Genomic DNA, 13,348 nt, shown 5'->3' on the forward strand with positions numbered 1-13,348 from the left:
GTTTTCCCACTCACTGTCGAAAAATTTAAAGCCTTCCGGTATTCTTTGCCCCCATGAAGATACTCCTGCTCCACTCAGATTACATTGAGTACGAGGTCAAGAAGAAGACCAAGTTTGCGGAACCTTTTGACGGGAAGGGTGAGAGGGTCAACGAGGCCCTTGTGGTGTTCGTTTCTGTGGAGAAAGGCGATAGCGAGGACACCGCTTTAAAGGCGGTTGAGGAGATAAGGGATGTGGCCGGAAAGGTTAATGCCGAGAGGATAGTCCTCTACCCTTACGCTCACCTCTCATCAAACCTCGCTGATCCCGAAACTGCCGTAAAGCTCCTCAAGTTCATGGAAAAGGAGCTCTCCTCAGACTTTGAGGTTCACCGCTCTCCTTTTGGGTGGTACAAGGCGTTCAAGATCTCCTGCAAGGGTCACCCGCTGAGCGAGCTATCGAGGGAGATAAAGGGCGAGGACATCGAGGTGACTCAGGCCCTGAAGGACGAGGAGAAGGCGAAGAGCTACTGGTACATTCTCACCCCCGAGAAGGAGCTCGTTGAGGTGGAGAAGTTCGACTTCAGCAAGTACCCCAACTTGAAGAAGTTCGTGGACTACGAGATCTCCAAGAGGAGGGCGGTTGACCGCATACCACCCCACGTCGAGCTGATGAAGAGGCTCGAGATCGCTGACTACGAGGAAGCCTCGGACAGCGGCCACATGAGGTACTACCCCAACGGCAGGCTGGTTAAGAGCCTGCTCGAGACCTTTGTGACCGAGAGGTGCATAGAGTACGGGGCGATGGAGGTCGAGACGCCGATAATGTACGACAGAGCCCACCCAACCCTCAGGAAGTACCTCGAGCGCTTCCCAGCGAGGCAGTACATAATAAAGGGGGACAAGAGGGACTTCTTCCTCAGGTTTGCCGCGTGCTTCGGTCAGTTCCTCATGGCCTCCCAGGCGACGATAACCTACAGGCATCTGCCGCTCAAGATGTACGAGCTCACGCGCTACTCCTTCAGGAAGGAGCAGAGGGGAGAGCTTGTCGGGCTTAGGAGGCTTAGGGCTTTCACGATGCCTGACATGCACACCATAGTGAGGGACATCGAGGAGGCGAAGGAGGAGTTCTACAACCAGTACAAGCTGTCGGTGGAGGTGCTGAAGGAGATAGGGCTTGAGCCCGAGGACTACGAGGTGGCGATAAGGATAACCAGGGACTTCTACGAGGAGAACAGGGAGTTCATTCACTCCATAGCTGAGGTTCTCAACAAGCCCATACTGATCGAGATGTGGGACAGACGCTTCTTCTACTTCGTCCTGAAGTTCGAGTTCAACTTCGTCGATGCCCTCGACAAAGCCTCCGCCCTCTCCACGGTTCAGATAGATGTGGAAAACGCAGAGAGGTACGGCATCACGTACGTCGACTCTGACGGCAAAGAGAAGCATCCGCTCATCCTCCACTGCTCTGCGAGCGGTGCGATCGAGAGGGTCATGTATGCGTTGCTTGAGAAGGAGCACATGAGGGCGGAGAGGGGAGAGCTGCCAATGCTGCCGGTCTGGCTCTCGCCCACTCAGGTCAGAATCATCCCCATAGCCGAGAGGCACCTCGAGAAGGCGATGGAGGTGGCTGAGGTTCTCAGAGCCAACAGGGTGAGGGCGGACGTGGACGATAGGGAGGAGACGACTGGAAAGAAGGTGAGGGACGCGGCAACGCAGTGGATCCCCTACATAGTCGTCATAGGTGACAGGGAGCTGGAAAGCGGAAAGCTCAGCGTTACAGTCAGGAAGGGCTCGACCAAGGAGAAGCAGAGGAAGGTGGAGATGACCGTGGACGAGCTGATAGAGGAGATCAGGAAAGAGTGTGAGGGCAAACCCTACAAACCACTGCCGATGCCCGTGCTGCTGTCGAGAAGACCGTCCATGAGGTGATATGATGGAGAAGAACGACTTGAAAACTTTCCTACCACTTCTCATGGGTGTAATCGCCGGGATAGTCTCCTACATCATTACAGGAGACATGAGGAGCAGGGACCCGTTCGGAATACTCGTCCTCGTCATGATGATCTACCTCCACAAGTTCATCCTGCCGAAATTTGGGCTGACCATAGAGACTAAGGACTGGCTGGGAATAAGCTTCCTGACCCTCGCGACGTGGTACATCTCCTGGACGCTCCTTCTGAACTCTTAGGGCGGAACCCTTATATTTCGCCTTTTTCTCCGGTGAGAGGATGTCCCTCAGAATCGCTGTTGTTGACAGGGAGCGCTGCCAGCCGAAGAAGTGCAGCCAGGAGTGCCTGAAGTACTGCCCGAAGGTCAGGACTGGAGATGAGACGATAGTAATTGAGGAGAAAGCCATCATCAGCGAGGAGCTCTGTGTTGGCTGCGGCATCTGTGTCAAGAAGTGCCCGTTCAATGCCATAACGATAGTCGGCCTGCCCGAGCAGCTTGAGGGGCAGGAGGTTCACAGGTACGGTAAGAACGGCTTCGTGCTCTACAACCTCCCGATACCGAGGAAGGGTCACGTTGTGGGCCTTCTCGGGCCTAACGGGACTGGGAAGAGCACGGCCGTCAAGATCCTCTCCGGACAGCTCAAACCAAACCTCGGAAAGGAGGATGCGAGCTGGGACGAGATTCTCGACAGGTTTCAGGGAACCGAGCTGTTCGACTACATGAAAGCTATAGCGGACGGGAACATCAGGGTTAGCGTGAAGCCCCAGTACATCGAGGCGATTCCGAAGGTCTACAGGGGAAAGGTCAGGGAGCTGCTGGAGAGGGTGGATGAGAGGAACGCCCTAGACGAGTACGTGGAGAAGCTCAACTTAAGGAATGCCATCAACAGAGACATCAAGGATCTTAGCGGAGGAGAGCTGCAGAGGGTTGCCATACTCGCATGCCTTCTTAGAGATGCGGACTTCTACTTCCTCGACGAGATCACGTCCTACCTCGACATCTACCAGAGGATAGAGGCTGCCAAGGTAATCAGAGAGGTTGCGGAGAGGAGCCCGATACTAATAGTCGAGCACGACCTCGCGATCCTCGACATGCTCGCCGACTACGTGCACATAAGCTACGGTGAGCCTGCAGTTTACGGTGTGATAACCAACGCCAAGGGCGTGAGAGTTGGCATAAACCAGTACCTGAGGGGCTACCTTGCTGAGGAGAACATAAGGATAAGGGAGAAGGAGATAGAGTTCGAAATTTTCCAGCCGACTGAGAGCGAGATAGAGGACGTGCTCGTCGAGTATCCGGCGTTCAGAAAGACCTTCGAGGGCTTTATCCTTGAAGCGGACAGCGGGGACATAAAGAGAGGGGAGGTTATAGGGGTTCTCGGCCCAAATGCTACGGGCAAGAGCACGTTCGTCAAGGTTCTCGCAGGAGTGCTGGAGGATGATGAGAAGAAGGTCGACCTCGACATAAAGGTCTCCTACAAGCCCCAGTATGTTAAGGCAGACATAAGCATGCCCGTCGGCATGTTCCTGAGGAGCATAAACCCGATGGTGGAGTCTTCATATTATAAGACCGAGTTCATAAAGCCACTGCAGCTTGAGAAGCTCATGGAGAAGAATCTGGACGAGCTTAGCGGAGGAGAGCTGCAGAGGGTTGCAATTCTCGCGTGTCTTCTGAGGGACGCGGATCTTTACCTTCTCGACGAGCCCTCAGCCCACCTCGACGTTGAGCAGCGAACGGAGGTGGCGAGGATAATCAAGAGGTTCGCGATGAACAACTCCAAGTCTGTGCTCGTGGTGGACCACGACATCTACCTCGTGGACATGCTGTCCGACAGGGTTATGGTCTTTGAGGGGGAGCCGGGAAAGAGAGGAAGGGCGAGGAGGCCGATGAACCTCAGGGACGGAATGAACCTCTTCCTGAAGAATCTGGACATAACCTTCAGGAGGGATGAGGAGACCAAGAGGCCGAGGGTGAACAAGCCCGGCTCAAGGCTCGACAGAGAACAGAAGGCTGCAGGAGAGTACTATTACTATGTGAGAGAGTGATAAAAAAGATCAGGCCTCGGCCTCAACCTTCTCTTCAGCCTTTGCGAGAGCCCTCTCCTCCACAATCTCCTTCGGCTCTCTGAGAACCTCTATCTTCCTGATCTCTACCCTCCTGAGCGGGTAGATCTTCTTAGCGCTCCTGTAGATCTCGGCAGGTATCTTGCCCAGTATTGCCTCCTGCAGGAACTGGACGAAGTTGCTCTTCTTGGCATTCTCCTTCACTATCTCGTTCATGACCTTTCTTATCGCCCTCTTCTGGGAGCTCTGGCACCTCTTTACAGTGAAGGCCACGCTCTTGACTCTAAGCACGTAGCCGTCTGCGGTCTGCACGTCCACAATGTCCTCGATCTTGCTCGTCCTCCTCCTCGTGAGGCTGTTCAGGTAATCTCTGGTGAGCTCGAACCTGTGGAACTTCGTGTAGGCGTTCTCCCCAGCAACCCTGAAGACCTTGAACACCAGCTTCTTGTAGGGGTTCTGGTTGGAGTAGTCGTTGGTGAGCTCGGCGAGCGTCACCTCCACGGTTCTCCCAACAACCTTGCTCTCGTCGTCTGCGGGAGTGTACCCTACCTCCGCCATGCCGAAGTACTCAGGAGCGATGAGTGTGAACCACTTCTTCATCGTCCACTTGTCCTTAACCCTTGTCTGCCTCTTTCTCCTCGCCATTTTAACACCCCTTACCTTCCCGAAACCAGACTCTATTAATAAACTTTTTGTGGAATTTGGTAATGGGTTGTCAGGCTGGTCTCAGTCCGAGCTACGCATCATCGTGAGTTCTCCCCACCGCTTCTGCAGTGAATTGGAGGTTTTTGACGGTGCTTTTTTGATCATTTCCCTGCCGTTTGGTGTAAGTATGTTGTCAAGGGTTTTGATTTTAAGGTTCACAAAGTCTTTCACAGAATTTTAAAAAATTTTTATCAAAAGCCTGTGTTACCTTAAAGGATTTAGTAAACTATTGTGTTGTTTGTGTTGTTGGTTAGTTGAACATGGAAACATTTTTATTTGATTGCATGTCCACGGTAATTAATACTGCATGAGGGTGAACTCGTATGCGAATTCGGCCACGTGGGAATAGGGTTCTTACCGTAAAATCGCGGTGGACATGGTTGCTTATTACAGTTCTTTTGCTTGGACTTGCAAACACTTCGAGCGCTGCTGGAGAACTTGCAAACTCGCCCTGGCCAATGTTTCATCACGATTTGAACCACACTGGGAGGAGTCCGTATAACGCAACGGGTGAGCCCGATCTGAAGTGGGTGTTCTCTCCACCATATGGTGTGAGATCAGCACCGATAATAGATTCCAGCGGAACAATATATGTCGGGTATGTGAAGCTCTATGCAGTCTATCCAAACGGAACACAAAAGTGGAGTTTTCCTGTTTACGGTGGCGCTTCAGCATTATTTGAACGGAGTGCTGCCGCAATAGCCTCTGATGGCACGATCTACATAGGCTCTGATAACAGTATTAATTTCAGGAAACTCTTTGCCCTGTATCCGAACGGAACAGAGAAATGGAACTTCTCGGCGGGAGAGGCTGTCTTGTCAGCCCCGGCCATAGGTGATGATGGAACTGTATACTTCGGATCAGACGACAACAAGTTCTATGCTCTGTACCCAAATGGGACGGAAAAATGGAGTTACGCAACGGTAAACGATTTCCGCTCCTCTCCTGCTGTGGATAGCAATGGCGTTGTTTATGTCGGTTCAGACGATAGATACGTCTATGCGTTCTATCCAAACGGCACGTTGAAGTGGAGATTTCTGACCGGCGATGGTGTGAAATCCTCCCCTGCTATAGCCGGAGACACTGTATATGTGGGGTCTGCGAATGGATCGTATGCAACGTTGTACGCGATATATGCTGCTAACGGCTCTCTCAAATGGAGCTACACTGACGTAAATGATGATTGCACGATTGAAACAACCCCTGCGGTGGGCGAGGACGGGACTGTCTACATCGGATTCCCATGCTCTGACATGTTCAGGGCTTTCTATCCAAACGGCACGTTGAAGTGGGAAAAGAATCTCGGAAGCGGTATTTACTCTTCTCCGGTCATCGATGCAAGTGGCTACATATACGTCGGAGCAGGGGATAATATATACTCCCTTTACCCGAATGGTACGGTCAGATGGACCAAGAACCTTGGAATCGGGAACAGGGTGTACGAGCTCGCGATAGGAAGTGATGGCACAATCTACGCCATCTACAATAACAAACTCTACGCTCTTGCAGACATGACTCCGCCGAGGGTGAGCATACAGTCTCCACAGAATACGGTGTATCCGACTTCAATCGTTCAGATAAACGTTTCAGCAAGAGATCCAAGCGGAGTTAGCACGGTAATAGCTCAGGTTGATGGAGCGACCAACATAACGTTAACTTACCAAAATGGCCACTACATTGGTTCGACTCCAGCTCTAAGTGATGGGCAGCACTACATAAGGATTTACGCAAATGACAGCTATGGAAACCTGAACTCAACACAGGTGGTTTACTTTAACATCTCAATTCCAAAGCTCGCGAACTCACCTTGGCCCATGTTCCACCATGACCTGAATCACACTGGAAGGAGTCAATATGCCGGGCATGGGGAGGTCAATGAGAAGTGGAACTTTACCATGGGCGTCCAGCATGGGTTCTCACCAGTGATAGCGAGCGATGGTACGGTTTACATGGGCAGTGACGACAAGTATCTATACGCTCTCTACCCCAATGGCACGCTCAAATGGGGCTTCTCGGCAGGCGGACTTATAAGATCATCGCCCGCAGTAGCGAGTGACGGGACTGTCTACTTCGGGACTTGCACAAATGCCAGATTCTTTGCCCTCCACCCCAACGGAACAGAGAAATGGAATTTCTCCACAGGCGATCTTTATGGCATCTATTCCTCACCAGCCATAGCGAGTGACGGGACGATATATTTCGGAGCTCGCAGCTATAACGGTTACACCTATTACGGCACGTTCTACGCTCTCTACCCCAATGGCACCCTTAAGTGGAATATCACAACCAACTACTACGTTGATTCCTCACCGGCCATAGCGAGCGATGGGACGATATACATTCAGTGCGGCCTCCTCTATAGCTCAAATAACACCTTCAAGTTCTGCGCTATAAATCCTGACGGAACCGAGAAATGGAATTTTTCGATTAAAGGTGGTACTGGAGGATCGACACCAGCCATAGCGAGCGACGGGACTGTTTACGTCGGCACAAGTTTGGGACACTTCTACGCTTTCTATCCCAACGGCACCCTTAAGTGGAACATCTCTTTCAGCGATCTTCTTGGCACAACGGTGGGGATCTATTCGACACCAGCCATAGCGAGCGATGGTACGGTTTACGTGCTGGTGGGTGGAACCACTGCAGGTTACCTCTTTGCCCTCCACCCCAACGGAACGGAGAAATGGAATTTCACGTTAGGGTCGGTAACGAGTCTGATAGGCACATCACCGATTGTAGACTCAAACGGCGTGATCTACGTTGGGTCATCTACAGGCAACGTTTATGCTTTGAACCCAGACGGAACGCTGAAATGGACTTTTAACATCGGCAGTGCCGCAGGCTCTCCAGCTATGGCGAGTGATGGTACGATTTACATTGCGTCGGCAGGCAACAAACTTCACGCACTCAGCGATCTAACACCTCCGAGGGTGACCATATTGTCTCCCCAGAGCTTAATCTACGGCACTTCGACAATAGCAATAAACGTCTCGGTCAGCGATCCGAGTGGAGTAAATGCCGTAATCGCCCAGATTGACGGGTCGCAGAATGTAACCCTGAGCTACTCCAATGGCCACTACGTTGGCTCGGTAAATCTTGCCGATGGTAGGCATTACATAAGAATCTATGCAAGCGACAGCTTTGGGAATATGAATTCAAGCGAGATGGTCTACTTCAGCGTTGACACCGCGCCACCTACAATGGAATTCCTGCCACCCACTCCAGCGAACAACACCGTAACTTCCCGAAATTATTTAGAAGTTAACCTGAGCGTGCAGGAACCGAATCTGAACGAACTAATCTTCAACTGGAACGGCACAAACTACAGCATATATGATGACTCGCTTGTGCTCTACCTTAACTTCAACAACAACTCGGCAATAGGGGAAAATAGCACTCATGTTGTTGACGTGAGCGGGTACAGGAACAACGGGACAATTAATGGAGCAGTTTACGTTGAAGGACGATATGGAAAGGCATTGAAGTTCGATGGCATAAACGACTACGTGGACCTTGGCAATAAGCCGGAATTCCAGATAACCAATAACATAACGATAGCTGCATGGGTTAAGCACAATACCGGTTCTCCAGGTTCTTGGGAGGACATAATAATGAAAGGCAATACAGCTTATGGACTTCAGTTCTACCAGACAGAGGGCTACTTTACATTCCACCTGACTGCTGCTGGAGGCGGCTGGAAGAACCTGCCATCCACTGTGAAACCCCAAGCTGGAGTGTGGTACCACGTTGTTGGTACCTACGATGGAAAAACTCAGAGGATATACATTAATGGAGTGTTGAACAACGAGGTAAATGACACATTCACAATAAACACGAACTCCTATCCACTGACTATCGGGTACAAGGTGGCCTTGGATAATAGCTATCTCAACGGTGTTGTTGACGATGTTCGCATATACAACAGAGCCCTAACACCGGAAGAGGTCAAGATGCTCTACTACTCAACCCTCTGGAAGCACAATGATACTGACTGGTTTTTCTACACCAACATCACTAATCTCAGCGAAGGGAAGTACACCTACTACGCTCTGGCGAATGACACTGTAGGGAACAGGAATGCGAGCAAGACCCTCGTGAATGTGATTGACACAACACCACCCCAAATCTCTGTTGCAGCCCCCTCGACAATTTACCGAGCTACCTCGGCAAACATTACCGTAACAGTCACAGATGCACATCCACTCAGCTACACAGCCTACAGAAACGGCTCCCTCATCGCGTCAGGAAGCTACAGCAGCGCGTCACCATTCAACATCTCTGTAAATACGACTGCTCTTGGTTACTGGACATATACAATTCGTGCGAGCGATTTGGCCGGAAACGTGAACTCCACCAGTGTGCTCATTCGCGTGGTCAACCACCCTCCGGTTGCGATGTTTGCTGTGAGCAAAACGTCTGCAAAAACAAACGAAATCCTGACGTTCAACGCGTCTCAGAGCTACGATCCTGACGGAACCATTGTTAATTACACATGGGATTTCGGCGATGGAGGGAGTGGCAGAGGCGCGGTAGTTACCCACGCCTACACCGCTCCGGGCACGTACACCGTAAACCTCACAGTTACTGACAGCGATGGAGCCGTTTCACACTGCGTGAAGACCGTTACCATTAAGGAGGCTCAAACCCAGCCCTCTCTTGGAACAGGATACGTCGGAGGTGGGGGGTACTGGATAAAACCACCGGAAAAGCAAGAAGAGAGCCCCGCTCCTGAAACTGAAAAAACTGAAGCCTCTGTGCACGAAAAGAGTTCGGGCTCCACTGAAACCAAGCCACCATCACCTGAAGAAACTCCCGCCACAGCAGGATCACCGGAGGTTACACCCACTGCACAAAAGCGAAGCACGATACAACCGGCACCCACAGAGACTGCCGAGAAAGTGGTGGAGGAAAAAGAAGAGACCACGACATCATTCGGGATACCTGGGTTCGAGGTCGTCGTTGCGCTCCTTGCGATCGGAGCTGCACTGATGAGAAGGATGAGCTGAGAAATTGCGGAGACACCCACACATCTTTTCCCTCATTTTTTCCAAAATAAGCCACATTCAAAAAAGTTTTAATAACACTCCCATTTGCCCATATTCATGCTTCCTCCCAAATCAAACTTCTCGGAGTGGTATCACGAGATAATCCAGCAGGCTCAGATAATGGACATAAGGTATCCCGTCAAGGGGCTGTATGTCTGGTTCCCGTTTGGCTTCAAGCTCAGGAACCTTGTTTACGGGAAGCTCAAGGAGATCATGGACAGGGAGCATGACGAGGTCTACTTCCCAGCCCTAATCCCCGAAACCGAGCTCGGTAAGGAGGGTCAGCACATAAAGGGTTTTGAGGATGAGGTCTACTGGATCACTCATGGAGGGCTTGATGAGCTGGACGTGAAGCTCGCCTTAAGGCCGACAAGCGAAACGGCGATGTATCCGATGTTCAAGCTCTGGATAAGGAGCCATGCCGACCTCCCTCTCAAGGTATATCAGGTTGTGAACGTTTTCAGGTACGAGACCAAGCACACCAGACCGCTGATCAGGCTGAGGGAGATCACGTCCTTCAAGGAGGCTCACACAGCCCACAGAAACTACGAGGAGGCGGAGGAGAACGTCAAGAAGGCGATCTCGGCGTACAAGGAGTTCTACGACTCCCTCGCCATCCCATACATGGTCATAAAGCGCCCGGAGTGGGACAAGTTCCCCGGCGCAGACTACACGATTGCCTTCGACACGATCATGCCCGACGGCAGAACCCTTCAGATCGGCACAGTTCACCATCTGGCCGATAACTTTGCCAAGACGTTCGACATAAAGTACGAGACTCCAAACGGAGACCACGCCTACGTGCACCAGACTTGCTACGGCATATCCGAGAGGTGCATAGCCTCGCTCATAAGCATACACGGGGATGACGTTGGCCTCGTGCTCCCATTCGACTTTGCACCTCACCAGATAGTCATAATCCCGATCCTCTACAAGGGGAAGGAAGAGCTCGTCATGAGCCTGGCCGACAGGGTTTACGAGACGCTGAAGGGCATGGGCTTCAGGGTCGTGATGGACACCAGCGACGACAGGCCGGGAGCCAAGTATTACAGGTGGGAGCTCTTCGGAGTGCCGATCAGAATAGAAATAGGGCCGAGGGAGGCTGAGAGCAACGAAGTGGTGGTGTCCTTCAGGGACGAGAAGGTGAAGAGGAAGGTTCCTGCAGAAGAGCTGACGGAGGAGAGGATAAGGGAGTGGGGCAGGGAGATGCACGAGAGGCTGAGGGAGAGAGCCTACAGAGAGATGGTTGAGAAGATCAGGTACTTCGACAATCTGGGCGAGATTGCAGAGTGGATTGGAAAGGGCGTAGCACTCTTCCACCTCTGCGAGAGTCTGGAGTGTGGAGAGAAGGTCGAGGAGGAGGCGAAGGCAGGGGTGCTTGGACAGCTCGTCGAGATTCCGGAAGGGATTAAGGTTAGCAAGGAGGGACAGTGCATAGTCTGCGGAAGAGAGGGCAAGCTGAACGCGATAGCGAAGAGCTACTGACTGCCTTTTCCATCCAGTTTTTACCCTTTTTTGATCATAGTCCGGTATTCTTTACCGCCCCTTTAAAAATGCCGCTGAACCCAATGTGTACCTCTCCACAAAGACACATTTCGGTTTTCTGTCCCACCGCACTGTGACAAAATTGCAGAATGTCCCCCGAAGCTAACACCATCCCTCATCGCAGGCTCGCGCCACCTCGGGATGGCTGACCGTTCGGGGCTGTCCCATGTCGGGGTTGCCCCAAGGTCATAGACGGAGCATTTGCTCCCCTCTCGCTCGGGGACCATGCGACATGGTGTTACCCCAACGCTTGCAGGGAGCTTCATCGAGAGCGAAGCTTTCTCCACACCCTCCCCGGTTGGGGCATTAACTATACGTTCCGAAAGTTAATAAAGATAATCGCAAACTATTTCAAGCTGATTAATCATTTAAAAACCATGGAGGTCGAGGTAATCGAGCTGACGAGCAGCTTCAAGCTCTACAGAGTGGGATTCGTGAACTACTACGTCTATTCTGGGGAAAAAACCGTGCTCATCGAGACCGGGTTGAGCTGCACAGCAAGCAAGCTTCTCGAGGAGCTGGACGAGGATGTGGATTCCATACTGATAACTCACGCCCACTTCGACCACATAACCGGCCTTTCTGTCCTTCTGGAGCAGTACCCCGAAGCAGAGGTGGGGGGGCATGCAGGTATTGCGAGGCTGCTTGGGAAGGAGAAGGTGCTCAAATCGTGGTTTAAAGATGATGTTGAGGTGTGCGGAGAGAGCTATGACGGGGAGAAGCTGAGAATTGACAGGGGGCTGGGAGAGGGGGATGTGTTCCACGGACTCGAGATTTACGAAGTTCCGGGACACTCTCCAGACTCTCTCTCGGTGTACCACAGGGGAGAGAACGTGCTGCTCGTATCAGACTCCCTCGGATACTTCACATCCTCAGGCAAAGTGATACCGCTGTTCTTCTACAGCTACGATCAGTACCTGAGTTCAATAGACCGAATCGCCGGGTTCAGACCGGAGATTTTTGGCGTCGGACACGTCAAGTACTTCACCGGAAGGGAATGCGATCACGCTGTCAGAAGGGCGAGGGAAGAGGCTGTAAGGCTTGCAGAGATGGTGAAATCCGGAATGGAGGACGAGAAGCTCCTTGAGTACTTCATCGTGGACGAGCTGAAGTTCTACCCGAAGGAGGCCATGAAAGCTTCGGCGATGCTTCTTAAGAGGAGGGTGCTTGAGAGCGATTAGCTCACCTCTTTGAAAGAAACTCGAGGATGCCGGGGAGGTCGGCAAGGATGGTCGAGCTCCTTACGAGCAGGGAAAGGGCCACCCCCTGAGAGACGCTTCCGGTTAGCAGGGAGATGAGGAACGCGGAGCCGCTCTCGAATATCCCCATTCCCGCGGGAGTCAGGGGGGCGAACATGAGCAGGGTTGCCAGAGGCTGGAGAAGGAACGCCTGAAGGAAGGAGACGTTCATGTTCAGCGCCCTGAACAGAAAGTACCACTGAAATCCAACGACAACCCACCCTGCAAGGGAGATCGAGAATATGAACGGCGCGTGCTCCTTGGTCATCCTCGCCCTCCTTCTGACCTCCTCCAGCCTTTCTATTCTTGGCGGAATGTCAGACCACAGGTAGGCAATCGCGATCAGGGTCAGAATAGCCGGCACCACGAGGCCGAGGTAGCTTGAGGGGGTCAGCAGGTAGAACACGGCGAGAGATGCGCCGAGTATCTTCACGACCATCTCCACTGCCTGAAACGAGAGGATGACTCCGAGCACGGCACTGCCGTCAATTCCATAACCTCTGGCGAGGGCTGGAATGGCGAAGTACCCTGCCCTCCCGGGGGTGAAGTCGCTCGCGATCATCCCGGCATAATGAAGCCTCAGGATTCTGAAGAACCTCACATCTATCCCCTGCTTTCTGAGGAGGTAGTGAATTCGATAGGCGAGCAGGATGTTGAGGATAGTGTAGGAGAGAACCGCGAGGAGGAACATTTCAGGGTTTGCAGAGAGTATGTGGGTCAGAGAATCGCGAAACGCGAAAATGACGAGAGCAAGGATAACAATGCCGGCAATGGCCCTCACTGCGGACATCAGCATGCCTACTATCTCCGGGATAAAAAGG

The 13,348-nt window shown here is 52.2% G+C and carries 8 protein-coding genes; 6 read left to right on the forward strand and 2 right to left on the reverse strand.

The genetic code is table 11. The features are described 5' to 3' along the window. Positions 1–53 precede the first annotated feature (53 nt). The 3 genes from GAH_RS06910 to GAH_RS06920 are packed head-to-tail and all read left to right on the forward strand — an operon-like array spanning position 54 to position 3,976. Positions 54–1,910 carry a threonine--tRNA ligase gene (locus GAH_RS06910; RefSeq protein WP_048095586.1) on the forward strand — a complete coding sequence of 619 codons (1,857 nt, stop codon included), beginning with the start codon at positions 54–56 and terminating at the stop codon, positions 1,908–1,910. A 1-nt stretch (position 1,911) separates the two neighbouring features. After that, entirely contained in the window at positions 1,912–2,169 is a 258-nt protein-coding gene (locus GAH_RS06915; protein ID WP_048095589.1) for an EMC6-like membrane protein, read from the forward strand. A 40-nt stretch (positions 2,170–2,209) separates the two neighbouring features. Continuing rightward, complete coding sequence (locus tag GAH_RS06920; protein WP_048095591.1) at positions 2,210–3,976, forward strand: ribosome biogenesis/translation initiation ATPase RLI; 1,767 nt, start codon at positions 2,210–2,212, stop codon at positions 3,974–3,976. Between the two features lie 9 nt (positions 3,977–3,985). Here GAH_RS06920 and GAH_RS06925 read toward each other — a convergent pair whose 3' ends face one another. Next, entirely contained in the window at positions 3,986–4,639 is a 654-nt protein-coding gene (locus GAH_RS06925) for a 30S ribosomal protein S3ae (protein ID WP_048095594.1), read from the reverse strand. A gap of 440 nt (positions 4,640–5,079) precedes the next feature. On the opposite strand from GAH_RS06925, the gene GAH_RS10855 reads away from it, so the two are divergent. The 3 genes from GAH_RS10855 (at position 5,080) to GAH_RS06940 (ending at position 12,470) form a co-directional block, all read left to right on the forward strand. Continuing rightward, entirely contained in the window at positions 5,080–9,705 is a 4,626-nt protein-coding gene (locus GAH_RS10855) for an outer membrane protein assembly factor BamB family protein (protein WP_218915464.1), read from the forward strand. Between the two features lie 96 nt (positions 9,706–9,801). Then, on the forward strand, positions 9,802–11,229 hold the full coding sequence (gene proS / locus GAH_RS06935) for a proline--tRNA ligase (protein WP_048095597.1): 1,428 nt from the start codon (positions 9,802–9,804) through the stop codon (positions 11,227–11,229). A gap of 437 nt (positions 11,230–11,666) precedes the next feature. Next, on the forward strand, positions 11,667–12,470 hold the full coding sequence (locus GAH_RS06940; protein WP_048095598.1) for an MBL fold metallo-hydrolase: 804 nt from the start codon (positions 11,667–11,669) through the stop codon (positions 12,468–12,470). Position 12,471: 1 nt separating this feature from the next. Here GAH_RS06940 and GAH_RS06945 read toward each other — a convergent pair whose 3' ends face one another. After that, positions 12,472–13,317: a lysylphosphatidylglycerol synthase transmembrane domain-containing protein gene (locus GAH_RS06945; protein WP_048095599.1), complete on the reverse strand. Its 846-nt coding sequence runs from the start codon at positions 13,315–13,317 to the stop codon at positions 12,472–12,474. Between the last annotated feature and the right edge of the window lie 31 nt (positions 13,318–13,348).

The sequence above is a fragment of the Geoglobus ahangari genome (genome assembly GCF_001006045.1).
Lineage (GTDB): Archaea > Halobacteriota > Archaeoglobi > Archaeoglobales > Archaeoglobaceae > Geoglobus > Geoglobus ahangari.